This is a genomic window from Bradyrhizobium sp. 2S1 (assembly GCF_011516625.5).
Lineage (GTDB): Bacteria > Pseudomonadota > Alphaproteobacteria > Rhizobiales > Xanthobacteraceae > Bradyrhizobium > Bradyrhizobium septentrionale.
Genome location: NZ_CP147717.1, coordinates 705138 through 731356 on the forward strand (window position 1 = coordinate 705138; position 26219 = coordinate 731356).

At 64.5% G+C, this 26219-nt stretch carries 24 protein-coding genes and 1 pseudogene; 7 read left to right on the plus strand and 18 right to left on the minus strand.

Annotated features, from left to right (window positions below; all coding sequences use genetic code 11):
- Positions 1 to 210: 210 nt before the first annotated feature.
- From HAP54_RS03380 to HAP54_RS03395, 4 genes and pseudogenes are all read right to left on the minus strand, one after another.
- Positions 211 to 834: pseudogene (locus tag HAP54_RS03380) on the minus strand (flavin reductase family protein).
- A gap of 129 nt (positions 835 to 963) precedes the next feature.
- Positions 964 to 1572 (minus strand): TetR/AcrR family transcriptional regulator, encoded by a 609-nt coding sequence (locus tag HAP54_RS03385; protein ID WP_166298752.1) that lies wholly within the window; start codon positions 1570 to 1572, stop codon positions 964 to 966.
- 21 nt (positions 1573 to 1593) lie between these two features.
- A complete protein-coding gene (locus HAP54_RS03390; protein ID WP_166298753.1) occupies positions 1594 to 4731 on the minus strand; it encodes an efflux RND transporter permease subunit in 3138 nt (1045 codons plus the stop codon).
- Between the two features lie 57 nt (positions 4732 to 4788).
- Positions 4789 to 5895, minus strand: a complete 1107-nt coding sequence (locus HAP54_RS03395; protein WP_166298754.1) for an efflux RND transporter periplasmic adaptor subunit — start codon at positions 5893 to 5895, stop codon at positions 4789 to 4791.
- A gap of 283 nt (positions 5896 to 6178) precedes the next feature.
- On the opposite strand from HAP54_RS03395, the gene HAP54_RS03400 reads away from it, so the two are divergent.
- Complete coding sequence (locus tag HAP54_RS03400) at positions 6179 to 7213, plus strand: IS110 family transposase (protein WP_166298755.1); 1035 nt, start codon at positions 6179 to 6181, stop codon at positions 7211 to 7213.
- Positions 7214 to 7718: 505 nt separating this feature from the next.
- Here HAP54_RS03400 and HAP54_RS03405 read toward each other — a convergent pair.
- The 3 genes from HAP54_RS03405 to HAP54_RS03415 all read right to left on the minus strand — a co-directional run bounded on the left by HAP54_RS03405 (position 7719) and on the right by HAP54_RS03415 (position 10696).
- Complete coding sequence (locus tag HAP54_RS03405; RefSeq protein WP_166298756.1) at positions 7719 to 9044, minus strand: MFS transporter; 1326 nt, start codon at positions 9042 to 9044, stop codon at positions 7719 to 7721.
- A 138-nt stretch (positions 9045 to 9182) separates the two neighbouring features.
- The gene (locus HAP54_RS03410; protein WP_166298757.1) at positions 9183 to 10346 is read right to left on the minus strand and encodes a winged helix-turn-helix domain-containing protein; all 1164 of its coding nucleotides are present in this window, start codon (positions 10344 to 10346) and stop codon (positions 9183 to 9185) included.
- Between the two features lie 107 nt (positions 10347 to 10453).
- Positions 10454 to 10696, minus strand: coding sequence for a hypothetical protein (locus tag HAP54_RS03415; RefSeq protein WP_166307370.1), 243 nt, complete (start codon positions 10694 to 10696; stop codon positions 10454 to 10456).
- Positions 10697 to 10855: 159 nt separating this feature from the next.
- Between HAP54_RS03415 and HAP54_RS03420 the strand changes: the two genes are divergently transcribed.
- Complete coding sequence (locus HAP54_RS03420; RefSeq protein WP_166298758.1) at positions 10856 to 11488, plus strand: OmpA family protein; 633 nt, start codon at positions 10856 to 10858, stop codon at positions 11486 to 11488.
- 62 nt (positions 11489 to 11550) lie between these two features.
- On the opposite strand, the gene HAP54_RS03425 is transcribed toward HAP54_RS03420, so the two are convergent.
- The gene (locus HAP54_RS03425; protein WP_166298759.1) at positions 11551 to 12855 is read right to left on the minus strand and encodes a phospholipid carrier-dependent glycosyltransferase; all 1305 of its coding nucleotides are present in this window, start codon (positions 12853 to 12855) and stop codon (positions 11551 to 11553) included.
- Between the two features lie 224 nt (positions 12856 to 13079).
- Here HAP54_RS03425 and HAP54_RS03430 point away from each other — a divergent pair, with 224 nt between their 5' ends.
- A complete protein-coding gene (locus tag HAP54_RS03430) occupies positions 13080 to 13790 on the plus strand; it encodes a FecR family protein (protein ID WP_166298760.1) in 711 nt (236 codons plus the stop codon).
- A 2-nt stretch (positions 13791 to 13792) separates the two neighbouring features.
- Positions 13793 to 14953: a hypothetical protein gene (locus HAP54_RS03435; protein ID WP_166293463.1), complete on the plus strand. Its 1161-nt coding sequence runs from the start codon at positions 13793 to 13795 to the stop codon at positions 14951 to 14953.
- Between the two features lie 161 nt (positions 14954 to 15114).
- Here the strand turns inward: HAP54_RS03435 and HAP54_RS03440 are convergent, their stop codons facing one another.
- The 3 genes from HAP54_RS03440 to HAP54_RS03450 all read right to left on the minus strand — a co-directional run bounded on the left by HAP54_RS03440 (position 15115) and on the right by HAP54_RS03450 (position 17189).
- On the minus strand, positions 15115 to 15603 hold the full coding sequence (locus tag HAP54_RS03440; protein WP_166298761.1) for a VOC family protein: 489 nt from the start codon (positions 15601 to 15603) through the stop codon (positions 15115 to 15117).
- Between the two features lie 25 nt (positions 15604 to 15628).
- On the minus strand, positions 15629 to 16066 hold the full coding sequence (locus tag HAP54_RS03445; protein ID WP_166298762.1) for a VOC family protein: 438 nt from the start codon (positions 16064 to 16066) through the stop codon (positions 15629 to 15631).
- Between the two features lie 103 nt (positions 16067 to 16169).
- On the minus strand, positions 16170 to 17189 hold the full coding sequence (locus HAP54_RS03450) for an alpha/beta hydrolase (protein ID WP_166298763.1): 1020 nt from the start codon (positions 17187 to 17189) through the stop codon (positions 16170 to 16172).
- A gap of 305 nt (positions 17190 to 17494) precedes the next feature.
- Between HAP54_RS03450 and HAP54_RS03455 the strand changes: the two genes are divergently transcribed.
- On the plus strand, positions 17495 to 19021 hold the full coding sequence (locus tag HAP54_RS03455) for an amidohydrolase family protein (RefSeq protein WP_166298764.1): 1527 nt from the start codon (positions 17495 to 17497) through the stop codon (positions 19019 to 19021).
- A 130-nt stretch (positions 19022 to 19151) separates the two neighbouring features.
- On the opposite strand, the gene HAP54_RS03460 is transcribed toward HAP54_RS03455, so the two are convergent.
- From HAP54_RS03460 to ggt, 7 genes are all read right to left on the minus strand, one after another.
- Complete coding sequence (locus HAP54_RS03460) at positions 19152 to 19889, minus strand: enoyl-CoA hydratase/isomerase family protein (RefSeq protein WP_166298765.1); 738 nt, start codon at positions 19887 to 19889, stop codon at positions 19152 to 19154.
- A gap of 54 nt (positions 19890 to 19943) precedes the next feature.
- Positions 19944 to 20480: a cupin domain-containing protein gene (locus HAP54_RS03465; RefSeq protein WP_166298766.1), complete on the minus strand. Its 537-nt coding sequence runs from the start codon at positions 20478 to 20480 to the stop codon at positions 19944 to 19946.
- Positions 20481 to 20594: 114 nt separating this feature from the next.
- Entirely contained in the window at positions 20595 to 21584 is a 990-nt protein-coding gene (locus tag HAP54_RS03470) for a D-2-hydroxyacid dehydrogenase family protein (protein ID WP_166298767.1), read from the minus strand.
- 42 nt (positions 21585 to 21626) lie between these two features.
- Positions 21627 to 22085: an FKBP-type peptidyl-prolyl cis-trans isomerase gene (locus tag HAP54_RS03475; protein WP_166298768.1), complete on the minus strand. Its 459-nt coding sequence runs from the start codon at positions 22083 to 22085 to the stop codon at positions 21627 to 21629.
- 63 nt (positions 22086 to 22148) lie between these two features.
- Positions 22149 to 23033, minus strand: a complete 885-nt coding sequence (locus HAP54_RS03480; protein WP_312022750.1) for an FAD-dependent oxidoreductase — start codon at positions 23031 to 23033, stop codon at positions 22149 to 22151.
- Positions 22945 to 23361 carry an FAD-dependent oxidoreductase gene (locus HAP54_RS03485; protein WP_339156864.1) on the minus strand — a complete coding sequence of 139 codons (417 nt, stop codon included), beginning with the start codon at positions 23359 to 23361 and terminating at the stop codon, positions 22945 to 22947. The genes HAP54_RS03480 and HAP54_RS03485 overlap by 89 nt, the downstream gene beginning before the upstream one ends.
- A 123-nt stretch (positions 23362 to 23484) precedes the next feature.
- On the minus strand, positions 23485 to 25071 hold the full coding sequence (ggt, locus tag HAP54_RS03490; protein WP_166298769.1) for a gamma-glutamyltransferase: 1587 nt from the start codon (positions 25069 to 25071) through the stop codon (positions 23485 to 23487).
- 175 nt (positions 25072 to 25246) lie between these two features.
- Here ggt and HAP54_RS03495 point away from each other — a divergent pair, with 175 nt between their 5' ends.
- Together HAP54_RS03495 and HAP54_RS03500 are read left to right on the plus strand one after the other, a co-directional pair.
- Entirely contained in the window at positions 25247 to 25999 is a 753-nt protein-coding gene (locus tag HAP54_RS03495) for a rhodanese-related sulfurtransferase (protein WP_166298770.1), read from the plus strand.
- Positions 25992 to 26207 (plus strand): SlyX family protein, encoded by a 216-nt coding sequence (locus tag HAP54_RS03500; protein ID WP_166298771.1) that lies wholly within the window; start codon positions 25992 to 25994, stop codon positions 26205 to 26207. Before HAP54_RS03495 ends, HAP54_RS03500 begins: the two co-directional genes overlap by 8 nt.
- The last annotated feature ends 12 nt before the right edge of the window (positions 26208 to 26219 follow it).

Below are 26219 nucleotides of genomic sequence, written 5' to 3' on the forward strand. Positions count from 1 at the left end.
TGTTGTGGTGCGGGCCGTCGTCGCGGAGCGTGCAAATGCGCCATAGAGCGGCGTCCCTTACCTCGCCCCGCTTGCGGGGAGAGGTCGAAATTCAAGCGCAGCTTGAATTTCGGGTGAGGGGGTACAGGTCTAACGACCATCACAACTCGCGGAAGCAGCCCCTCACCCCTGCCCTCTCCCCGCAAGAGCGGGGCGAGGGGGAAGAGAGAGCTAATCCGGCCGGATCATCTCGAACATGTTTTCCGGCTTGATCTCGAAATAGTCGCCGCGGCGGCCGGCACGGACGATCGGGTGCGCGAGACCGGTCTGATAGACGCCGTCCTTGATGAAGGCCTTGTCGATGTGGACGGCGACGACCTCGCCGAGCGTCAGCCAGGCCTCGGCCTTCTTGCCGTCGGCGCCCTGGAGCTGGACGATCTGGCTGACCTTGCATTCGAACGACACCGGGCTTTCGGCGACGCGCGGCACGTTGACGAGCTTGCCGGCGACCGGCGTGAGGCCTGCGAGCTTGAACTCGTCGACGTCGCGGGCGACATGCGCCGCAGTCGCGTTCATGTGCTTGGCCAGATCCATGGTCGCCAGATTCCAGACGAACTCGCCGGTGTCCTGGATGTTGGCGACGCTGTCCTTCCAGTTGGTGGAGGAGAAGCCGATGATCGGCGGCACGTAGCAGAAGGCGTTGAAGAAGCTGTAGGGCGCGAGGTTGACGTTGCCGCCCTTGTCGCGCGAGGAGATTCAGCCGATCGGCCGCGGCGCCACGATGGCGTTGAACGGGTCGTGCTTCAGCCCGTGGCCGTTCTTCGGCTCGTAGAAGTGCAGGTCTTTTGCGGTCACGGTGGGGCCTCGTCGTTCCGGGATGGTGCGTGAGCACCAGATCCGGAATCTCGAGATTCCGGGTTCGATGCTTACGCATCGCCCCGGAATGACAAGGAAGTCAACTGACGAAAACGTCAGTGCTGGCGCTCAATTGGCGCGGATGCGCGGCGACAGGCCGGCGATCACGAAATCGATCATCTGGTCGATGGTCGGGCCCGGCTTGGTCGCACACTGGGCGATCATCTGGGGGTGGAAGAAGCGCATCATCGCGGTGCAGGCGCACAGCGAGGCGAGTTGCAGGTCCGGGGCCTCGAACTCGCCCGACGCGGCTCCTTGCGCGATCACCTCGCCGATAATAGCGGCGATACACTCCATATGGGCGACACAGACGTCCCAGTCCTCCTGCATCGCGACCTCGACCATCTCATGCAGCTTGGAATCACCGACATAACGTTCGGTGTTCATGCGATTGATGGTCGTCATCATCTGGCGCAAGCGCGGCGCGGCCGGCCCTTCCGAGCGCGCGATGCGCTGCGCCTCGATTTCGACCTCGCCCATCAGGCCGCGCGCCACGCCTTCGTGGATCGACTTCTTCGAATCGAAGAAGCGATACACGTTGGCGGGGCTCATCCGCAGCTCTTTGGCGATGTCAGCCACCGTGGTCTTCTGGTAGCCGATCTGCCGGAACAAACGCTCCGCCACCACGAGAATCCGTTCGCGGGTGTCGGTTTCGCTATGTTCCTGGATCAGCGTCATGTTGGCCTGCTCAATCTTCAATTATTCGGCAGCCTCAGCAAGCGGAAATGCGAGTTGTCCCTTTCCTGCATGCTGCGGCGCAGTATCGGTTTGCTCGGGGCCGCTCTCCTCGAGGGTCTTGCGGAACCAGAGGGCGTAAAGGCCCGGCAGATACAGCAAGGTCAGGAAAGTCGCAACAAACAAACCGCCCATGATGGTGATCGCCATCGGGCCCCAGAACGCCGAGCGCGACAGCGGGATCATGGCGAGGATCGCGGCGAGCGCGGTCAGCACCACCGGCCGGGCACGCCGGACGGTGGCCTCGACGATCGCCTCGCGCCGGGTCAGGCCGGAGGACACGTCGCTCTCGATCTGATCGACCAGGATCACCGCGTTGCGCATGATCATGCCGGCGAGCGCGATCAGGCCGAGCAGCGCCACGAAGCCGAACGGCTGGTTGGCGACGTTCAACCCGAGCGAGGCGCCGACGATGCCGAGCGGCGCGGTCAGAAACACCAGGAACAGGCGCGAGAAGCTCTGCAGCTGGATCATCAGGAGCGTCAGCATCACCATCACCATCACGGGGAAGAGGATGAAGATCGACGCATTGCCCTTGGCCGATTCCTCGAACGCGCCGCCGGGCTCGATCCGGTAGGCCGGCTCGAGATGGGCCTGGATGTCCTTCAGCTTCGGCGAGATCTGGTTGGTCACATCGGGCGCCTGCACGCCGTCGACGACGTCGGAGCGCACGGTGATCGCCATGTCGCGGTTGCGCCGCCACAGGATCGGCTCCTCATGCGCATATTCGATCTTCGCAATCTGCTGCAGCGGAACCGCCACACCATTGCGTGACGTGATGGTGAGATCGCCGACCCGGCCGAGATCGAGCCGCTCCGACGGCACCGCGCGGGCGACCACGCCGACCTTCTCGATGCCGTCGCGGATCGTGGTGACCGGCGCGCCCGAGATCAGCATCGCCAGCGCCTGCGAGACCTCTTGCGGGGTCAAGCCGAGCGCCCGCGCCCGATCCTGGTCGACGGCGAGCTTCAGGTAGGGCGACTGCTCGTTCCAGTCGAGCTGGACGTCCTTGACGTTGGGGTTCTGGCGCATCACGTCGCGCACCTGGTAGGCGATGTCGCGCACCTTGTTGGCGTCGGGCCCGATCACGCGGAACTGAACCGGGAAGCCGACCGGCGGACCGAAGTTGAAGCGGTCGACCCGGACCCGCGCCTCGTTCAGCGCACCATCGGCGGCGGCCTGCTCGAGCTTCGCCTTGATGCGCTCGCGCGCGTCGACGTTCTTGGCGAGGATCACGATCTCGGCAAACGCCTCGTTCGGCAGCTGCGGGTTGAGGCCGAGCCAGAAGCGCGGCGAGCCCTGGCCGACATAGGCGGTGTAGGTCTCGATGTCCTTGTCGTCCTTGAGCAGGCTCTCGGCCTTCTTGACTGCCTTCTCGGTGGTGCCGAAGGCGGTGCCCTCGGGCAGGCGGAGCTGCAGGAACAGCTCGGGCCGTTCCGACAGCGGGAAGAACTGCTGCTGAACGTGGCCGAACGCGACGATCGAGGCGACGAAGACACCGACGGTCGCGACCACCACCTTGACGCGATGATCGACGCACCATTGCACCACGCTGCGCAGGCCGCGATACATCCGCGTCTCGTAGATCGCGTGCGGATCGTGGTTCTGGTGCACCTTAATGTTGGGCAGCAGCTTGACGCCGATATAGGGCGTGAAGATCACCGCGACGAACCAGGAGGCGACCAGCGAGATCGCCACGATCCAGAAGATGCCGCCGGCATATTCGCCGACCGCCGAATTGGCAAAGCCGATGGGGAGGAAGCCAGCGGCTGTGACCAGCGTCCCCGTGAGCATCGGAAACGCGGTAGATTCCCAGGCAAAGGACGCGGCCTTGAAGCGGTCCCAGCCCTGCTCCATTTTCACCACCATCATCTCGACCGCGATGATGGCGTCATCGACCAAGAGGCCGAGCGCGATGATCAGCGCGCCGAGCGTGATGCGGTGCAAATCGAGCGACATCGCATTCATCACGATGAAGACGATGCCGAGCACCAGCGGCACCGACAGCGCCACCACAATGCCGGTGCGCCAGCCGAGCGCGACGAACGAGACGAACAGCACGATCGCGAGCGCCTCGACGAAGGAGTGCACGAACTCGCCGACGGCGTGCTCGACCACCTTGGGCTGGTCCGCAATCTGCTCGACCTCGACGCCCTGCGGCACCGCCTTCATGAAGTCGGCGGTGGCCTTCTCGACCTCCTTGCCGAGATCGAGGATGTTGGCGCCCTTGGCGGTGACGACGCCGATGCCGAGCGCGGGCTTGCCTTCCTGGCGAACGGTGAAGCTCGGCGGATCGACATAGCCGTGGCTGACGGTCGCGATATCGCCGAGCCGGAACACGCGGCCGTTGCTCTCGACCGGCGTCTCGGCAACCGCCTTGACGCCGTCAAGCGCGCCGGTGACGCGCAGCGGCACGCGCTGCGACGAGGTCTCGACGGTGCCGGCCGGCGTGACGTTGTTCTGCTTGGCGAGCGAGTCGAACAGCGCCTGCGGCGTGATGCCGAGCGTCGCAAGCTTGGCATGCGAGAACTCGACATAGATGCGCTCGTCCTGGGTGCCGTAGAGGTCGACCTTGGTTACGCCGGGCACCTTCAGCAGGCGCTGGCGGAAGCCTTCGGCGACCTTCTTGAGCTGCGCGTAATCGGCGCCGTCGCCGGTCATCATGTAGAGGATCGAATCGACGTCGGAGAATTCGTCGTTGACCACGGGGCCGAGGATGCCCGACGGCAGCTGGCCCTGCACGTCGACCAGCTTCTTGCGCAAGAGATAGAACAGATAGGGCACGTCCTTCGGCGGGGTCGAGTCGCGGAAGGTGACCTGCATCGCCGTGAAGCCCGGCTTGGAATAGGTCTGCACCTTCTCGAAGAACGGCAGCTCCTGCAGCTTCTTCTCGATCGGATCGGCGACCTGCATCTGCATTTCCTGCGAGGTCGCGCCCGGCCACATCACCGAGACGTTCACCACCTTGACGGTGAAGAACGGGTCCTCGGCGCGGCCGAGCTTCTCGTAGGAGAAGAAGCCGGCGACGCCGAGCACGAGCATCAGGAACAGGACCAGCGTCGGATGGCTGACCGCCCAGGCCGAAAGGTTGAAGCGCTTCATCGAACTCTCCAAGTTCTAGACCAAGTCCCGGAACCGTTTGCGCTGATATTGCGAGGGTTAGAACGACAGCGACGACACGACCCGCACCTTCTGGGTCGGATCGAGTTTCTGCACACCGAGGGCGACGACCTTGGCGCCCTCGTCGACGCCGTCAGAGATGACGACGTTGTTGCTCTCATAGGCCTTCACCTTGACCGGCTTCAGCGCGACCTCGCCCTTGTCGTCGACGATGTAGAGCGAGGGATCGCCGCCCTGGCTGTACAGCGCCGACAGCGGCAGCTTCGCTACGCGCTCGCTCGCCTTGTCGGCCAGGGTCAACGTTGCGGTCATGCCGAGCGAGACGGCCTCGTCGGCGTCCGGCAGCGAGAATTTTGCGAGATAGGTGCGGGTGGCGGGATCGGCCTGCGGCGCGACCTCGCGCAGCTTGGCGGCATAGGTCTTCTTCGCATCCGACCACAGCGTCACCGTGGCAACGCCCGACCTGGCACGAGCAAGAAGCGTCTCTGGGATCGCGACGACAGCTTCCTTCTCGCCAAGTCGGGCGACACGGATCGATGCCTGGCCCGCGGCAACCACCTGGCCGGGCTCGATCATGGTCGCTGTGACGACACCCCGGGTGTCGGCCACCAGCGTTGCATAGGAGAGAGAATTCTTGGTCAGCTCGACCGAACGCTCGGCGCGGTTCAGCCGGGCGCGGGCCTCGTCGCCGGCAGCCTTGGCGGAATCGAGCTGCGCATCGGTGGTCCAGCCCTTGGCCTTGAGGTCCTTGGACCGCTGCTCGGCGGCCGCGGCCTGCGCCAGCACGCCGGTGGCGGCGCGGAACTCGGCCTCCGCCTGCTCGGCCTGCAGCTTCAGATCGACCTCGTCGAGGGTGGCCAAGGGCTGATCGACGTCGACTGTCTGTCCGACCTCGACCAGCCGCTTGGCCACCTTGCCGGCAACCCGAAAGCCCATATCGGCTTCGATACGGGGCTTCACGGTGCCGACAAAACTGCGCTCAGGGGTTTCGGCTTCGTAATGGACGGTCGCCACCAGAACGGGGCGTCCCGGATCGGCCTTTTCGGCCGCCTTTTCGTTGCAGCCGGTCAGCGCGAACACCGCAAAAGCCAACGTGGCTCCCGTCAAGAGCCTGTAATAGCTCGAGAAAATGGAACGGGCGAACATCGGGAATCTCCATCGGGCTGACGACTGATGAAGAGTATCGATTTATCACTGATAAATGTCAATATTCGTCAGTGATAACCAATTCGTGAGGTAACGCGCCATTGGAGCGTGGAACTCGGAAAATGCGTAGATGGGGTAACGGGCCGGCCGGCCGCTCGCTACGGCGCGATTTGGAAGCGCGCTCGCGAGCGGCCTGTTGGTTGGAAGGCGGTCGTCCCTCAAACTGATGGTGTCAATAAACGGAGTCGGGCAAGCCCGCTCCAAGCATCATTAAGGGACGACCATGTACCACTATGCAGGAATCGACGTGTCTTTGGAATGCTCGAGCGTCTGCCTTGTCGATGGGACAGGTAAGATTTTGCGCGAGGCGAGGGTTGCGAGTGAGCCGGAGGCCTTGATCACCTGGTTGCGGTCGCTGGGGTTGGTGCTGGAACGGATCGGGCTGGGGGCTGGTCCGCTGTCGCAATGGCTCTACGCAGCGATGCGGGATGCGGGCCTGGCAGTCGAACTGTTGGAGACGCGGCACGTCCGCGATGCCTTCAAGGCGATGCCGGTGAAGTCGGACCGCAACGATGCCCGCGGGATCGCGCAACTGATGCGGCTGGGCTGGTTCCGGCCGGTGCACTGCAAGTCGATCGAAGCGCAAGAGACGCGGGCGGTTCTGACGGCACGCAAGCTGCTGCAGTCCAAGCTGCGCGACATCGAGAACAGCCTGCGCGGCGTGCTCCGCGGCTTCGGTCTGAAGGTCGGCACGACCACCGAGCGCACGTTCGCCGAACGCATCCGGGAGCTCGTAGCGGGCCATCCCGGACTTGAGATCGTGGCACAGGCGCTGCTCGAAGCCCACGCCGTGCTGCGGCGCGAGTTCAATGGCCTGGATAAGCACACCCAAAAGCTCGCCAGGTCGCACCCTCAAGCCCGCCTCCTGATGACGACACCGTCCGTCGGCCCGATCGTGGCGCTTACCTACGCCTCGGCGGTCGACGACCCGAAGCGCTTCCGGTCCTCGAAGGCGACGGGAGCGCATTTTGGCCTCACCCCGAAGAAGTACCAATCGGGCGAAACCGACTATACCGGCCGCATCAGCAAGATCGGCGATGCCTCCGTGCGCGAGGCGCTCTATCAAGCGGCTCACGTCATGCTGACCAAGCCGGTCAGGAACTGCTCGGCGCTGAAAGGCTGGGCGATGCGGATCGCCCGGCGCGCAGGCCTGCGCAAGGCCAAGGTGGCGCTCGCACGCAAGCTCGCCGTCGTTCTGCATCGCATGCTCGCCGACGCCAAACCGTTCAACCCGATGGCCAAGGCCTCGGCAACCTAAGCAAGGAGCAGCAATCGGTTCTGGGCGGGCCACGACACCAGGCTCTCCCTGAGCGAGGTCCCTGCGCCGGGACGATGGATCCGGTCAGGCCGCCATCCGGGAAGTGGCTCACAACCACGCTTCCGTAGATTGGCCGGCCGGCTCCTCAATGCACCCCATCAGGCGACGGCCTTCGCGCCGATCCCGTACAGAAGCAAGTGCCCGGCGAGTGGATCACGCAAAAAGGGATTGACTTACAAAGGCCCGTTACAGAAGCCCGGATGAAGCGCAGCGTAATCCGGGACCTCGCCCATGGAGAGAGGGTCCCTGGATTGCGCTTCGCTCCATCCGGGCTACGGCGATCGCTGCGCCCAAAAACTGTCATCGCCCGCGAAAGCGGGCGATCCCAGTATTCCAGAGACAGTCGTAATTGAAACGAGAGGCCGCGGCCGTACTGGATCGCCCGGTCAAGCCGGGCGATGACAGCTATGTTTGCGGCGAAGGCTCGGCTACGCTGGCGTCATCGCTACTTCGCGTCGGCGAATTCGGTCTTGGTTTCGTGGCTGCCGAGGAAAACCAAGAGGCCCGCCGCGAGCGGCAACAGCGACAGCACCAGCAGGCCGGTCGACGTGCTTCCGGTGGCCTCCTTGACCCAGCCGATCAGATAGGGCCCGCCGAAACCGGCGAGGTTGCCGATCGAGTTGATCAGCGCGATCGCGCCGGCGGCGGCGGTGCCGGAGAGCCAGGCGGTCGGTAGCGTCCAGAACACCGCGAAGGTGCAGAACACGCCGATCGCGGCGACGGTCAGCACCACCATGGTCATGGTCGGATCGGTGATGTAGCTGGAGACGCCGAGCGCCAGCGCCGTCAGCAACAGCGGCGCCCCGACATGGAACACGCGCTCCCGCGTCGCATCCGAATGGCGCGCCCACAGGATCATCGCGGCGGCGCCGAATGCATAGGGGATCGCGGTGACGAAGCCGGTCTGCGCATTGGTCAGACCGAACGCCTTGACGATCTGCGGTAGCCAGAACTGCATGCCGTAGAGCGCGGCGACGAAGCCGAAATAGATCGCGCTGAGCGCCAGCACCCTCGGCGAAGACAGCGCCTCGCCGAGCCTGAAATGCTTCGCCGCCTGCTTGGCCGCGACCTCGGCGTCCAGCTTCGCCTTCAGCCAGGCCTTCTGTTCGGCCGAGAGCCAATCGGCCTTCTCCGGCCGGTCGGTGAGATAGAACCAGGTGACGATGCCGAGCAGCATCGAGGGGACGCCCTCGATGATGAACAGCCACTGCCAGCCCTGCATACCCATGACGCCGTCCAGCCCGAGCAGCAAGCCGGAGATCGGCGCGCCGATCACGGTGGAGATCGGAACGGCGAGCGCGAAGGCGGCGAGGAAGCGGGCGCGATATTCGGCCGGATACCAGTAGGTGAGATAGAGGATGATGCCGGGGAAGAAGCCGGCCTCGGCAACGCCGAGGAAGAAGCGCAGCGCGTAGAAGCTGTGCTCGTCATAGACCGCCGCCATCAGGGCCGAGAGGATGCCCCAGCTCACCATGATGCGGGCGATCCACTTGCTGGCACCGAACCTCTCCAGCGCGAGGTTGCTCGGCACCTCGAAGATGAAATAGCCGATGAAGAAGATGCCCGCCCCGAACGAGAACACCACCGGCGAGAATTTCAGCTCCGCGTTCATGGTGAGCGCGGCGAAGCCGAGATTGACGCGGTCGAGATAGGAGAAGAAGTAGGCCAGGATCAGGAACGGGATCAGCCGCCAGGAAATCGCGCGGATCGTCGACGTCTCGATCTCGCTGCGGGCGCCGGTGCTTGGCGCAATGGTTGCGGTCTGGCTCATCAGTTTCCCCCAGGGTGTTGCTGGCCCGAGGATTATTGGCTCGCTCCGCATTGAGCAATGGCAAAAACTCATAGCACACAGCGTCAAACGGGAACCGACGCGGCGGCCGGCGGCGGGTGACGACGGATCGAGCTGGACTTATTCGGCCAGCTGAAACCGCTCGAAGCGGTCGAGCTCCTCCTCGATGCGGCGCTTCAGCTCCTTGCGCGACGCCTGTTTCTTGCCGTTGCCGACCCAGCTCCATTTCTGCATCAGGAGTTTCTTGTTCTGGCGGTCGGTCTTGAGGTCGAGGGCGGCGACGATGTCGTCGCCGACCAGCACGGGCAGCGCGAAATAGCCGAACAGACGCTTCTGCTTCGGCACATAGGCCTCGAAGCGGTGGCCATAGCCGAAGAACAGCTCGGTGCGCTTGCGCTGGATGATCAGGGGATCGAACGGCGACAGGATGTGGACCAGGGCGGGATCCCCCTCGCCGGTCTGCTCCAGCACCTCGGGGCGCGCCCAATGCTCCTGCTTGCCGGCGCCGTCGAGCGCGATCCGGACCAATTCCTTGCGGCGCACCCTCGCCTCGATCAGGCTGCGCACCGCCTTCTTGCTCGGCGCGTCCAGATGGCAGATCGAATCCAGGCTGACGATGCCCTGCGAGCGCAGCGCGCGGTCGAGCAGATAGGCTGTTCTGGCCGAGACCGGGGCCGGCTTCGGCGGCTTGTCCCAGCCGAAGTGCCTGCTCATCAGCTCATAGGTCTTCAGCATGCCGGCGCGCTCGCTGATCGTGACCACGCCGCCATAGAAGGCGAGCTGCAGTGCGCGCTTGGAGGGCTTGCGGCTCTGCCAGAGATGCTCCTTCTCGGTCAGCACGTCGTCCTCGATGTCGCGGATGGTCAGCGGACCGGCCCGCAGCAGCCGCAGCACCTTGCGCGTATCGGCCGCCGTTACCGACGAGAACCATTTATGGCCCTCGCGCTTGTGCGCCTTCATCGCCGGCAGGAAGATGCCGATGTCCTTGGACGGAATGTAGGACAGCGCGTGCGTCCAGTATTCGAACACGCTCTTGTCGGTGCTCTGCGCCTGCTTGAGGTCGGCGCGGCGGTAGTCCGGAATCCGGGTGAACAGGATGTGGTGATGGCAGCGCTCGATCACGTTGATGGTGTCGATCTGCACATAGCCGAGATGGTCGACGGCGGCCGCCACGGCTGAAGCCCCCTGCCCGAACGGCGCTTGGGTATCGAGCCGCTGCGCGCGCAGCCAGATATGGCGGGCGGCGGCATTGTTCAGCGAAAGGGGTTCTTCGGCGCGGGGCATTGCGCCAGCAATGTAGTGAGATTCGCGCCGCTGTGGAGAGCCGGGCGACGGAAATCTGCTCGCGCACAATCATGCAGGCTTCGGTGTTTGCGGGCGAGCAGGACCGGCTACGCCGATCCGACGACCCGCCGCAACCAGGGAACGTCCCGCATCGCTGCCTCGAGTGCGGCGCTCTCCTCTTGAAACACCCGGGACGCATGACCGCCAACCGGAAACCAGCCGCTGATGTCTTCGACGTCCCGCCGGTATTCTTCGAAGCCGGTGGTCCCTTCAGGGCGAAGGAAGATATCGACGCAGCGCGCGGCATCCTCGTCATTGATCGAGCGGAGGACGCGATTGATTTGGGCCATGGTGCTCACCCTCTCCGCTGCCCTGGCTGGCACAAGCCAGGTCCTGCACATCCAACTGTGACTTATGTCACATACCGGGCTTTGAACCGGTCCTAGGTTCTCGGCATCAAAACGACAGCAAGCCAAATTTGGCTGGCCGCATATTTAAGGACGAAACCCATGACCCGCTCTCTTTCCTTGTCTCTTTTGGCAATCGGCGCTGCGCTGTCGATGACGGCGGGCGTGGCACTGGCCGGCAGCGACACCGTTCCGGCCGCCCAGATCCTCAATGCGCTGAAGCCGAAGTCGGCCACCCGCGGCCTCTCGGCCGATACGCAGGTCGACCCGGCCGCTTCGGCCAAGGAGGCGAGCTTCCTCAACACCGTTCGCAACCGGCAGACCCGTTCGCTTTCGCTCGGCGAGCGCCAGGAGATCGCCGACATCGCCGCCACCAAACCGAAGATCGATCTGGAAATTCACTTCGACTACAACTCGCCGGAGATTGCCAAGGGCTCGACCCAGGCGGTGCAGGAGCTCGGCAAGGCGCTGTCGGATGCAAGCATGAAGGGCTCGACCTTCGTCGTCGCCGGCCACACCGACGCGATCGGCGGCGAAGCCTACAACCAGGATTTGTCGGAGCGCCGCGCCGACACCATCAAGAAGTATCTGGTCGAGCGTTACGGCCTCAACGGCTCGGACCTCGTGACCGTCGGCTACGGCAAGACCCGGCCGAAGGATCCGAACGCGCCGATGGACCCGACCAATCGCCGCGTGCAGGTCGTCAATATGGATACCAAGACTGCGTCGAAATAACCTCCCGCAGCCTCGATCCGCCTGCCAAACCTGGCAGGCGGATCATTTTATCCCCGAGCGTTTCAGATCCAGCTCTGAAACAGCATCAGCCGGTTGAAGGTCGCCATCGACGTCCCGATGGCGGCGACCGTGACCGGCAGCATCGCGATGAAGCCGGCGCATCCGGCCGCCACGAAAGCCCACAACAGCCAGCGCGGCGCCCCCTTGCGCGTCAACGCGTAGACCAGCACGAAGCTCGCGGTGCACGCTGCCGGCAGATAGTAATAGATGAAGCCAAGCGTGCGCGGCAGCAGCGCCCAGGCGAGATACGGGCCGAGGTAGAACGCAAGCACCAGAAACGCATCGCGGCGGCGCCTGACGATCCAGTCGCGCAGCGCCACGATCAGCGCGATCAAGGCCGGCCACAGCACCAGCGGGTTGCCGAGGAACACGATCGCCGCGAAGGCGTCGTCGCCGACCTTCTCGAACAGATACCAGACCGGACGCACCAGGAACGGCCAGGACGGCCACGAGCTCATATAGGTGTGGCCTGCAATCGCCGTCGTGGTGTTGTCGGCAAAGATGCGGCGCTGCGCCTCGATGAGGCCGGAGAACGAGAGGCCGTAGAGCGGCACGAAGGTCGCGAGATAGACGATCAACGGAATCAGCACGAAACAGACGATGAAGTGAGGGAGACGGAAATCCGGCCACAAATCGGGCCGGTACCAGTCCTCCGCATCGGCATCGGCAAAGCGCGTGCGCCAGCTCTGCATCAGGCGGATCACCGCGACGATCGCGATGCAGGTCGCGAGCACGAACAGCCCGCTCCATTTGCAGGCGCACGCCAACCCCGCTGCTAACCCCGTCAGCGCGAAGGCGAGTTGCGGCCGCTGTTGCCCGAAGCCGTGGATGAAGGCCGCGATCGCAAACAGACAGAAGGCGAGCACAAAAATATCCAGCATCGCGATCCGCGACTGCACGAACAGCATCTGGTTGAAGAAGGCGAGCAGCACCGCCGCGATGGCGCGTTCCTGCGACGCGAACAGCCCGAGCCCGCCGAGATAGATGGCGACCAGCGCCAGCGCGCCGAACAGCGCCGCGGGATAGCGCCATCCGAGCGGCACGTCGCCAAATGCCTTGATCGAGAGGGCGATGATCTCCTTGGCAAGCGGCGGATGCATCGGGTTGAGGATCGGACCCTCGACTACCTGCAGCAGCATCTGCCGCGCCGCCGGCACGTAGTGCACCTCATCGAAATAGAGCTTGTCCGGCGCCGTGATCCCGAGCAGCAGCACGACATGGGCGACGATGAAGATGATGGCCGCAACAATCGCCGTGCGCGCGACGGGACCACGCAGAACAGAGGGAGATTCGGATGCGATGTTCAAAACGTGAGCACGGTGCGAGGGGAACGAGTGTGAGCGAAGTGTGAGCTACGCCGGTGCGTGTGACGTATGTGACGAATGTGATCAGAACTCACTCTCATACCCGCTCCTTGAACGTCCTCGAATTCATCAGCACCGCTTCAACTCAGCAGAGCTTGTGACAATTATACAATATCAGCTGCAGGGGCGATCCGATACGATGACAGGGTTGGTCGATCGGTATTGCAATGAATTTGCCTCACAGCTTTCTTTCCATTCTTGCGCTCGGTCTTGTCGCCGCACTGACGGCGCATCCCGCTCGCGCGCAGACGCGCGTCGGCGAAGCTGCCATGGTGAAGAACGAGGTCCTTCGTGTTGCGGCCGCGACCACGCCGATCAATGTCGGCGACGCACTGCTGCGCGATGAGACGGTGCGCACCGGTCTCGAAAGCGCCGCGCGGCTGGTGATGGCTGACAGCACCAACCTTTCGCTCGGTCCGAATGCCTCGCTCAAGCTCGACCGCACCGTGTTCGACGACGAGCATCATTACCGCGATGTCGCAATCCGCCTGACATCGGGCGCGTTCCGCTTCGTCACCGGCCACTCCGACAAGGCCGCCTACAGGATCACGACACCGCTTGCGACCATCGGCGTTCGCGGCACTGTGCTCGATATCCTGTCACAACGCGGCAAGACCACGGTGGTGTTGCAGGAGGGCGCATCGACGGTGTGCACGTCGAACCGGCAGTGCATCGATCTGACCCAGCCGGGCGACACTGCGATCATCACCTCGAGCGGCGGCCACACCACGATCCAGAAGACCAACAATCCGCCCTGGACCTTTGCCGCGACCTGCAGCCAGGCGGCCGGGCTCTGCACCGTCACCCAGTTCGCCGATGCGACGCCGGTGACGCCGCCGGTCGACGACGACCCCACCGGCATGCTGTGCGGACGCTGAGCATGATACGGCGCATGCATCAGTTGGTTCTGTCGGTCGCTCTGACGACGGCGCTGTCGCTTGCAATGCTGCAGGCGCTGGCTGCGCCGGCCCAGGCGCAGACTCCAACGCCGAACTGTACTTCAATTCCCGAAAGCACGCTGGCGGCGTCGCCGAACTGCAATTCGACCCCCACACCGACGCCTACTCCGACACCAACGCCGACGCCGTCGCCTACGCCCACTCCAACTCCTACCCCAACGCCGACACCAACCCCGACGCCGATCACCGGCGCGCCGTCGAGCGGCGGTTCGATCAACGGCCTCGCCGACCAGCGCTTCAACCAGATGATCACCAACCGCGTGCTCGGCACGGTGCTGCTCGGCGTCAACGAGCAGGTCAATTGCAATGACTGCATCAGCGCCTTCGGCTCGGCCGGCTCGTTCTCGGCGGGCATCCACGGCCGCAAGACCATCACGCCGAACCTGTCGCTGCTCGCCGGCATCGCCTACACGCAATATGGCGAGGGCGGCTACAACGTCACCAGCGCGCCGATCGGCGCCTTCGCGTTGCGCTACGACTTCGTCGACTGGGGCTCGTCGCGGCCGTTCTTCGACGTCGGCACCATCCTCTCGCCGTCCGAGAAGGTACGCTACACCCGCAACTACGCGACGAGCCTCGGCCCGGTGTCCATCACCAGCCAGACCTCGAGCGAGAATTACGGCGTCTACGGCCGCGCAGGCTGGATCAACCGGCTGTCGGCGCGTGATGAGCTCGCGGCTTCGGTCGAGGTTTGGCAGTTGTGGCAGCGGGTCAAGGGCTACAGCGATCCCGCTGTCGCCTTCAATCCGTTCGATGCAACGATCGCCGACGGCACCGATCGCACCAGCCTGGTGAAGATCGGCGGCCAGTGGACGCATCTGTTCGGATCGAACATCGAAACCAACATCAATGGCGGCTGGGTGCAATCCTTCGCCACCCATTCGGGCATCGTCGCCACCGTCACCGGCGACGGCACCATCGTGCCAACGATGGGCAACCAGGGCTGGTTCGAATATGGCGGCCGCGTCGGCTTCCGCATCACCAAGGGCTGGATCGCCGACCTGTTCGTCAACGGCACCGCCGGGCCGCAGCCGGTCGGCAACACGGTTCACGGCGGCGTGGGACTGAGGATCAATTATTAGGGTGCGCGCCCACCTCGCCCCGCTTGCGGGGAGAGGTCGAAATTCGAGCGTCGCTCGAATTTCGGGTGAGGGGGAACCTCCGCGAACGCACTTGTCACCGTTATCGCGGATGGGCCCCTCACCCCAACCCTCTCCCCGCAAGAGCAGGGCGAGGGAGAAGGTTAAGCCGCCGCCTTGCCTTCATAGGCGCGGCGCAGGCCTTCGACGTCGAGCTTGATCATCCCGAGCATCGCCTGCATCGCGCGCGCGGCGCCGGCCGCATCGGCGCCGCCGATATAGCTGTGAAGCTGGCGCGGCACGATCTGCCAGGACACGCCGAAGCGGTCGCGCAGCCAGCCGCACTGGTCTTCCTTGCCGCCACCAGCGAGCAACGCGGCCCAGAGCCGATCGACCTCGGCCTGATCGACACAGTCGATCGAGAACGAGATCGCATGGGTGTATTCCATCCGCATCCCGCCGTTCAGCGCCATGAAGCGCTGACCGGCCAGCGTGAACTCGACCACCAGCACGGTGCCGGCCTTTCCGGCCGGACCGTCGATGATGTTGTTCTGAATCTTGTCAATGCGGGAGTCCGGCAACAGCGAGACGTAGAAGTTCGCGGCCTCCTCGGCCTCGCCGTCGAACCACAGGCAGGGTGACACTTTTGACATCGATGAGCTCCTTGTCGGCGCGCGCTCAGGCGGTGACCGCGGCGGACTGCGCCTTCATCGCGGCCTCGACGTCCATCCACATCACTTCCCAGATGTGACCGTCGGGATCCTCGAAGCTGCGACCGTACATGAAGCCGTAATCCTGCTGCGGCGACGGATCGGCAGTACCGCCGGCGCCCTTGGCTTTGGCGACATAGCCGTCGACTGCGTCGCGGCTCTCGGCGGACAGGCAGATCAGCACCTCGCTCGTGGTCCGGGCATCGGCGATTGTCTTCGGCGTGAACTGCCGGAACTTGTCGTGGGTCAGCAACATGACGTGGATGGTGTCGGAGATCACCATGCCGGAGGCGGTGTCATCCGAGAATTGCGGATTTTTCGTCGCCCCGATCGCCTCATAGAAGGCGGTCGCGCGGGCGAGGTTGCTGACCGGCAGGTTGACGAAGATCATTGTCGGCTTGGCCATGAACGGCTCCTTTTCTCGGGGTTGTGCCCCGAGGACGAACCGCATGGCCGGCTCCCGACATCGCCGCGCAGATTCTTGTTGCGGCGTCCTGCCGCAGGGTGCCTCAGGTCACGATCGGCGTCGGCATGGTCAGAAATGCCCGTGTCACATGCCAGAACAGCTCGCGATTGGTGGCCAGCGCCACCGAATGTGCCGTGCCGGGCAGGATGATGAACTGCCGGTCGCCATTGGGCAGTCTGTTGAAGAACTCCTCGAGGTCGGGGACCGCCGCGATCCCGTCATATTCGCCGCGGACCAGCAGCACCGGCGCCGGCACCTTCTCCGGATGCACCACCGGCAGATTGGCGGTCATGTCGAGATAGGTGCCGGTCGGGATCTGGTCGCCGAACTGCATCTCGACATCGGCCAGCACCTCCATCACCGCGGGATCCGACGTGCCGGGCCTGTCGCGGGTCGCGATCGAGCGGATCATGTCGCGGTCGCGCTTGCGCATGTTGTGGCTGCGGTAATAGGCGAGCTGCTCGGCGCGCTTTGCCAGCGTCGGCGAGCCCTCGCCCTTGTAGGTGAAGGCGGCGAACACCAGCCGGTCGATCCGCTCGGGCGCCGCCATCGCGAAGGCGCCGGCCCGCAGCGCACCGGAGGATTCGCCGATGAAGTGATATCGCCTCTCGCCGGTCTCGCGGGCGATCACCTCGACCGCGGCTTTCAGATCCTCGACGCCACTCGCGATATCCGCATTGCCTGAGGTGCGGCCCGACTTGCCGTAATTCTCGTGGTCCATGGTCCAGCAATCGAAGCCGTAGCGCGCAAAGACATTGAGCAGCGAATACTCGCCTTTGCCCGGCACCGTGAGGTCGAACACCCTAGACGTCACCGACGAGCCGTGGACGAAGAACACCACGGGCCGCGGCGGCTCGCCTTGCTTCGGCGCACCGATCCGCTTGCGGAACATCCAGAGCGGAATGTCGCCCTTCTTCGCCCAGTATTCGCTGCTCCAGATTTCGCCTTCGGCCGGAACTGCGCTTGCGGCCCGCGCCGCCGGCGCTTCGCCGAGCACACCGGCTGCCGTTGCAACGCCGATGCCCTTGATGACGCTGCGCCGCGAATGGTCGGAATTCGTCATGGTTCCCCTCTTACGACGGGGCTTCGTTCGGCCCCCGGGTTGCACGATGCTAGCATCCACAACCGTCATTGCGAGCGCAAGCGACGTGTCCGCCGAAGCCTTGGCGAAGGCGGAAGCAATTCATAGCGCCGCTTGCTGCGGGAGTATGGATCGCTTCGTCGCGTACGCTCCCCGCAACGACGGCAAATGCGATGCACGATTTTGTGAACGCTGTTTCCGGCAATCGGCGCGGACGACGGATGGACTTGGTCCTAGTCTCCGCCGCGGTCCGACCGGAAATATCCGGCGAGAAGCGGGAGCGAAGAATGAGCAGCAATCTGACCGACGAAGAACTTGCCGCCTTGATGCCCTCCGAACTGTGCCAGTACCAGACGCCGATCCCGACCCAGATCGTCTCCAGCGACGAGTTCTATCCCGATCCGCAGAACGAACGGCAGCGCGAGGTCGAGGCGCGGCTGCTCGCGATGGCCGACGATCTCGGCGGCAAGCAGGGCCTCGACCGCCGCCGTTTCTTCCAGACCGCGGCCGGCATGGCCGCCTCCTTTGTCGCGATGAACCAGGTCTACGGGGAGCTGTTCGACGTGACCCCGGCCGAGGCCGCGACACCGGCGATGGCGCAAGAGCGCGCCAACGCCCTGAAGGACCAGTTCATCATGGACATGCACACGCATTTCCTGCGCGACGACACCCGCATCATGGGCTTCGTGGAAATGCGCAAGGCGGTCGGCAAGGCCGGCTGGAACAAGCAGCTCAGCGATCACGAGCAGACCATCGAGGATCTCAAGTTCAACAACTACAAGAAGGAGATGTTTCTCGATTCCGACACCAAGATCTCGCTGATCTCCTCGGCGCCGTCGGATATCGAGCAGGACTGGTTCCTGACCAACGAGCAGATGGCCGACGCGCGCAAGAAGATCAACGACGAGGCCGGCTCGCGCCGGGTGTTCTGCCACGCCATCTTCACGCCCGGACAGCCCGGCTGGCTCGACAAGCTCGACGCTGCATTGGCGCTGAAGCCTGAATCCTGCAAGGGCTACACGATCGGCGACAACACCCACAAGGAGATCAGCCGCTATCCCTGGCGGCTGGACGACGAGAAGGTCGCCTACAAGGGCTATGAGAAGATGGTGAAGGCAGGCATCAAGAATGTCTGCGTCCACAAGGGACTGTTCCCGCCCGGGATCGAGAAGCAATATCCGAACCTGCGCGGCTTTGCCGACGTTGCCGATGTCGGCCAGGCCGCCAAGGACTGGCCGCAGCTCAACTTCGTGATCTATCACTCGGCCTATCGCCATGTCGGCGGCGATCCGAGGGTCGCACTCGCCGAATTCGAGCGCACCGGACGGATCGCCTGGACCAGCGATCTCGCCGACATCCCGGCGCAGTATGGCGTCAGCAATGTCTACGGCGATGTCGGGCAATTGTTCGCAACCACCCTCGTCGCGGAGCCCAATGTCTGCGCCGCGCTGATGGGCACGCTGATCAAGGGGCTCGGCGTCGATCATGTCTGCTGGGGCACCGACGCACTGTGGACCGGCGCGCCACAGTGGCAGATCGAGGGCCTGCGGCGGCTGGAAATCCCCGAAGTGATGCAGAAGAAGTTCGGCTACGCGCCGCTTGGGCCCGCCGACGGACCGGTGAAGGCGGCGATCTTCGGCGACAACAATGCGCGGCTCTACAACGTCCAGCCGAAGCGCGCGATGCTCGAGCTGAAAGGCGATCGCTTCGCGATGATGAAGGCGCAGTATGAGAAGGCAGGCCCAGAGCCGTCGAATAGGCGCTACGGCTATGTGGTGCCGAACGGGGCGATCGATCACCGGGTGTTTGCGTAACTCTCACCCCTCGTCATTCCGGGGCTCGCGAAGCGAGAACCTCAGATGCGCAATTGCGCATCGGGGAATCTCGATATTGTGGCGCGAGATTCCGGGTTCGACGCTTCCGCGTCGCCCCGGAATGGCAGCGTCACTTCCCCGTGAACCTCGGCTTGCGCTTCTCTGCGAAGGCCTTGACGCCTTCCTTGAGATCTTCGCTGTCTTTGACTTCATCGAGCAGCCGCCGCGCATCGGCAACGGTTTCGAGGGGGCCCTTCGGCATGGCCTCGCGCGCCAGCTTCTTCAGCGCGCGGACCACCAGCGGCGCATTGCCGGCAATTTTCGCGGCCATCTCCTGCGCCATCACGACGTGCTGCCCTTTCGGCGCGACCTTGTTGACGAAGCCGATCTGGAAGGCGCGCTCCGCCGACATTTCCTCGCCGACCAGCAGAAATTCCATCGCAATCTTGTGCGGCATCCGTGCCATCACCGATGACACGCCGCCCGCGGTGGTACCGATCTTTCCCTCGGGATAGATGAAACGTGTCGTCTCCGACGCCACGCACAGGTCGGCCATCTGGACCAGAACGAAGGCGCCACCCACGACCCAGCCCGACGTCGCCGCGATCACGGGCTTGTCGAGTTCGACACCAAGGCCAGGCACGGCGTGCCACATGTTGGCGGGGAGATCACCGACATCGGCGCCGACGGAGAAATACTTCTCCTCGGACGAAGCCAGCACCGCGACACGATCGCCGCTGTCCCGAAAGCGCAGCCAGGCATCGCGCAACTCCGTACACAACGCGTCGTTGAGCGCGTTGTGCTTCTCGCTGCGCGCCATCGTGATGGTCGCGACGTGATCCGCGCTCTCGTAGCGAACGAGCGTCATGCTGGCCTCCCTGCTCTTGTTGTTATTGTCTTGCGTCACGGACGCGCCGCGACGTTATTTCTTCTCGTCGGGATGCCGGTGCACCGGGTCGACCCACAGCACGGTCTCCGCCTTCTCGATCGGCTCGATGTCGAGATTGATCGCGACCGCCTCGCCGTCGGAGCGCACCAGCACGCATTCCAGCACCTCGTCGCGGCTGGCGTTGATCTCCTGATGCGGCACATAGGGCGGCACGAAGATGAAATCGCCGGGACCGGCTTCGGCGGTGAACTGCAGCTTCTCGCCCCAGCGCATCCGCGCCTTGCCCTTCACGACGTAGATGATGCTTTCGAGATGGCCGTGATGATGCGCGCCGGTCTTGGCGTCCGGCTTGATGCTGACGGTGCCTGCCCACAGTTTCTGGGCGCCGACGCGGGCGAAATTGATCGCAGCCTTGCGGTCCATGCCGGCGGTCGACGGCACATTCGGATCGAGCTGATTGCCGGGAATGACGCGGACGCCGTCGTGCTTCCAGCGCTCGTCGTCGTGATGGTGATGATCGTGGTCATGGGTGTGATCTTGGGGATGGGTGTGATCGTGGGAGCCGCTCATCGTTCTTGCTTTCGTTGGTCAAGTTCGTGCAGGGAACGCTACCGAAAAGCGCGAGCGCAGGCGAGCGGAAAATCGGAACGTTCCGGCGCGGCCGCACGTTGTCCTTGCGAAGCTTCAGCCGCGCGAGCGCGGATGTGCCAGCACGTCCGGATTGACCACGTCGGTCGGCGTACCGGCGGCGTAGGCCAATATCTGATCGAAGATATCGGTGAACTGGATCTGGTATTCGTCGCGCGAGACGTAGCCGAGATGCGGCGTGCAGACCACGTTGTCCATGTTGAGCAGCGGATCGGCGGTGTCGCGCAGCGGCTCCTTCTCGTAGACGTCGATCGCGGCCATGCCGGGCCGGCCGGCGCGCAACGCATCGACCAGCGCGCCGGACGCGATCAGCGGCGCGCGGCTGGTGTTGACGATCAACGCGGTCTCTTTCATCCGCGCGAGGTCCTCCGCCTTGACGATGCCGCGCGTCGCGTCGACCAGCCGCATATGCAGCGACAGCACGTCGCAGCGGGCAAAGAAATCAGCCTTGCTGGCTGATGTCTCGTAACCGTCGGCGCGCGCCTTGGCCATCGCCGGCTCGCGGGCCCAGACCAGCACGTTCATGCCGAATGCCTTGCCGTAGCCCGCGACCACGGCGCCGATGCGGCCGTAGCCGTAGATGCCGAGCGTCTTGCCGCGCAGCGTGTGGCCGACGCCGATCTGCCACTTGCCGGCCTTCAGCGCCGCCATCTGCTGCGGGATCGCGCGCATCGCGGCGAGGATCAGGCCCCAGGTGAACTCGGCGGTGGCGTAGGACGGGGTGTCGGCATGCTGGCCCGACGACACGATGATGCCGAGCCGCGTGCAGGTGTCGATATCGATATGCGGATAGACGCTGCGCTGGCTGATCAGCTTCAGCTTCGGCAGCCGCTCGAGCAGCGGCGTGCGGATCTGGGTGCGTTCCCGGATCAGGACCAGCACGTCGGTGTCGCGCAGCCGTTCGGCGAGCGCATCGACGTCCTGGACGTGATCGTTCCAGATCGTGACGTCGTAGCCGTCGAGCTTGCGGAAACAATCGAGGGTGCGCAGCGTGTCGAAATAATCGTCGAGGATCGAGATCTTCATCGCTGCGCCCTCTCTTGTTGTGGGCCGTTACGTCACGCCCGATTATTTCACGCCAAGCAGCTCGACATCGAACATCAGCGTCGCATTCGGCGGGATCACGCCGCCGGCGCCGCGCGCGCCATAGCCGAGATCAGGCGGGATGATCAGCGTGCGCTTGCCGCCGACCTTCATGCTGGCGACGCCCTCGTCCCAGCCCTTGATCACATGACCCTGGCCGATCGGAAACTCGAACGGCTCGTTGCGATCGACCGAGGAGTCGAATTTCTTGCCCTTCTGGCCGTTGTCGTAGAGCCAGCCGGTGTAGTGCATGACGCAGGTCTGGCCGGGCTTCGGCGAGGCGCCGGAGCCGACCTTGCTGTCGATGATCTGGAGGCCTGAGGCTGTGGTCATGGGCTTTCCTGCAGTTTGGGCCGTTGCCGTCCCGCTGACAACGGACGTGGAGACCGCCGCCGCAAGTCCGGCGAACGCAGTCTTGATGATCGTGCGTCGGGAAGATCGCATCTTGCACCTCTCGTGAAGAACGGCCGTCTCTAGCCCAGCGCAGAGCAATTCCCTAGCCATTTTTCAGTGACCGGCTATGCCGCCATCGCGGTCCAGCGCGAAATCGTCGAGCAATGGCGAGGTGCCGCCCGCGACGAGATCACCGATCAATTGCGCGGCCAGATAACTGAAGGTAATGCCGTTGCCGCCATAGCCATACGCGGCATAGACACCCTTCGCGCCGGGGACCGGGCCGATCAGCGGCAGGCCGTCGCTGGTGGTGTCGAACGTCCCGGCCCAGCGGTATTCGATCTCCGTTGCCGCGAACGGCCAGAGCGCGGCGAGACGTTGCGCGAGCCGCCGCGACTTCTCCGGGATCAGGCGGTCGCGCGCATCGGGCGCGATGATCTCCTCACTGTCCTCGCCACCGATGATGATGCGCCCCGCCGGCGTCGTGCGTGCGTAGAGATAATCCTTCGCGTTCTCCCAGATCAGCGCGCCATCCTTCCAGATGTTCTGCGGCTGCGGCGTGGTCGCAATCGCCCAGCTCGAGGACACGGCCTGGACCTTCGACCGAACGATATCCGGCATCACGTAGCCGGTCGCCAGCACGACGGCCCTCGCGGCAATTTCGTGGCCATCCTCGAATCCCACCGTGACTGCGGCACCTGCCGGATCGAATACCACGGCCTCCGCATCGAACTGCCGCGCACCGCGCGTGACCGCGAGGTGGAGCAGACCGCGGGCAAGCTGGAGCGGATCGGCATCCGCCGCGCCAGGCGAGACGATCGCGCCGGCGCGCGCCATTCCGTAGGTCTCGAGCAGTTGTCCATGATCGAGGAAGTCGCCGGGCAGGCCGGCGCGGCGGCGGAGCCGATGCTCATCGAGCAATTCGGCTACGGAGCTGCCGGCCGCCAGATAGAGCGAGCGAGCGCTTGTTTCTGATCTCTCCCGGCAGCTTGTGGTCACGAACCAGCGAGATCAGGCCGGTCACGGCATCGAGGCTTGCCCGATAGGCACGCGCAGCCCGCTCGAAGCCGTACATCGCCGTCAGTTCGACAAGCGGACGGTCGATCTCCCACAACAGCATCGAGGTGCTTGCCGCAGTGCTGCCGCGGCCGGGGTGCTCACGGTCGACGATGACGACGTCGAGCCCCTGACGGGTCAGGCGCTCGGCGACCAGCGAGCCGGTGATGCCGGCGCCGACGATAAGCGCATCGCAGGTGAGATTTTCCGATAGCGCGGGACGCGGCGGTGGCGTTGCGGCGACAAACCACGGCGAGATGCCGCCGCGCAAATCGGCCTGGTCAGTATCATCTGAATCGAGGGAACGGATGACGGGCCTCGCGGGGAAGGGCTTCCAGCACCAACCCCGCGACAACACCTTGTTCCGCCGGTCCGGCTTCGCCGGCCGCGACAATCAGTAGCCGAGCGCGCAGCCGTCCTTGCGTGGATCGGAGCCGCCGGTCAGCGTGCCCTGGTCCCAATCGATCCAGATCCCCTGGCCACCGCCGAGCGGCGCGACCACGCTGGTGGTCTTGTGGCCGATCTTCTTCAGGCCTTCGACGATCTCCGCCGGCACGCTATCCTCGAGCTGGTAGACGCCCTCGTAATGCAGGCCGCGCGGCATGTCGATCGCCTCCTGCACGTCACAGCCATAGTCGAGCATGTTGGTCAGCACATGGGTCTGGCCGACCGGCTGGTACTGACCGCCCATCACGCCGAACGGCATCACGGCACGGCCGTTCTTGGTGGCCAGCGCCGGAATGATGGTGTGCAGCGGACGCTTGCCCGGCGCGATGCAATTCGGATGACCGGGCTGGATGCGGAAGCCGCCGGCGCGGTTCTGCAGCAGGACGCCGGTCTTGTTGGAGACGATCGCCGAGCCGAACGAATGCGCGATCGAGTTGATGAACGAGCAGACGTTGCGGTCCTTGTCGACCACCGTGATGTAGACGGTCGACGGATTCATCGGCGGCGCAACGTTGGGCAGATCGAGCAAGCCATCCATCCGGATGTTCTTGATGTGCTCGTCGGCGAACTCCCTGGAGAGGATGCCGGCGACGTCGACATGCGCGTGCTGGGGATCGCCGATGTACTGCTCGCGCATCATGTAGGCGATGCGGGCGGCTTCGGCCTCGAGGTGGAAGCGCTCGATGCTGAGCGGCTTGAACTTCGTCAGGTCGAAGCGCGACAGGATGTTGAGCATGACCAGCATGGTGATGCCCGGTCCGTTCGGCGGGCACTGCCAGACGTCGTGGCCCTTGTACATCGTGCCGATCGGCGAGGTCGCCTCGGTCGAATGCGCGGCAAAGTCCTCCAGCGTATGCAGGCCGCCGATGCCGCGCAGCGTGTCGACCATGTCGGCGGCAATCTCGCCGCTATAGAAGGCATCGCGGCCCTTTTGCGCAATCGCGCGCAGCGTCTTGCCGAGCTCGGGCTGCCGGATCACGTCGCCGGCGACCGCAGGCTTGCCATGCGGCAGCAGATAGCGCTCGGTATTGGTGCCGTTCTTCAGCTTCTCAAAACCGTTCTTCCAGTCGAAGGCGATGCGCGGCGCGACCACATAGCCCTCTTCGGCGGCCTTGATCGCCGGCTGCAGCAGCCGGTCGAAGCCGAACTTGCCGTGATCCCTGAGGATGACGTCCCAGGCGTCGATTGCGCCGGGAATGCTGACGGCATGCGCCGAGGTCAGCGGCACCGAATGGATATTGCGTTCGAGGTACCAGTCGGCGGTGGCCGCCATCGGCGCCCGGCCGCTGCCATTATAGGCCGTGATCTTGCCCTCGCCCTTCGGCTGGATCAGCGCAAAGCAGTCGCCGCCGATGCCGGTTGATTGCGGCTCGATGACGCCGAGCAGCGCGCAGGCCGCGACCGCCGCATCGGCAGCCGTACCGCCCTCGCGCATCACCTCGATCGCCACGAGCGCCGCCTCCGGATGCGAGGTCGCGACCATCGCGTTCTGGGCGTGGACCGTGGAACGGCCGGCGAAATGGAAATTCCTCATGGCGGAGAGCTCGCTTGATCGTGATGTTTTGATGCTGCTGCTGCGGCGGATGGATGCCAAGTACATGGCACATTCATCCCCGGCAGGGCAATGCCTGGCATGCCAGAGGAATTATCCCGATAACGCATGGCTTTGCGGGGTTTCGCGGACCTGGCCGGCCTGATAAACCCCGGCCATGCCGTTCAAGGTCGCCGCCTTCTACCAGTTCGCCGCGCTGCCCGATTTCCGCGCACTGCGCGAGCCGCTGCGCGGGCTCTGCGCGGGGCTCGATCTCAAGGGCAGCGTGCTGCTCGCCCATGAGGGTATCAACGGCACAATTGCCGGCACCGGCGACGGCATCGATGCCTTCGTCGCGGAGCTCGGGCACGGGCCGCTGTTCGGCGGCCGCCTCGACAATCTCGAGCTGAAATACTCCGAAGCCGCGCAGATGCCGTTCCAGCGGCTCAAGGTCCGGCTGAAGAAGGAGATCGTGACGCTCGGCGACACCACGATCGATCCGACGCGCCAGGTCGGCACCTATGTCGACGCCGCCGACTGGAATGCGCTGATCGCCTCGCCCGACATGCTGGTGCTCGACACCCGCAACGCGTTCGAGGTCGCGATGGGCAGCTTCGAAGGCGCGGTGGATCCCAGGATCGCGAGCTTCGGTCAGTTCAAGGAATTTGCCGCCTGTCATCTCGATCCCGGGAAGCACCGCAGGATTGCGATGTTCTGCACCGGCGGCATCCGCTGCGAGAAGGCCAGCGCCTATCTGCTCGCGCGGGGGTTTGCCGAGGTCTATCACCTCAAGGGCGGCATTCTGAAATATCTCGAGGAAACTCCACAGCAGGACAGCCGCTGGCGCGGCGACTGTTTCGTGTTCGACGAGCGCGTCGCGCTCGGCCACGGCCTGCGCGAGCGCGAACACGCGGGTGCCGTCGATGAATGATGCTGCAAGGCTGAGCGAACGGGTCGATGCGCTGGAGGTCCGCCTGACCTACCAGGACGAAGCCATCGAGACGCTGAACCAGACCATCACGGCGCAGTGGAAGCAGATCGACGCGCTGATGCGTCAGGTCGCCGAGTTGCGCGACCGGCTTCAGGAGACCGAACGGCAGGCGCCAGGGCCCGCCAACGAGCGCCCGCCGCATTATTGACCGATGCCGCCG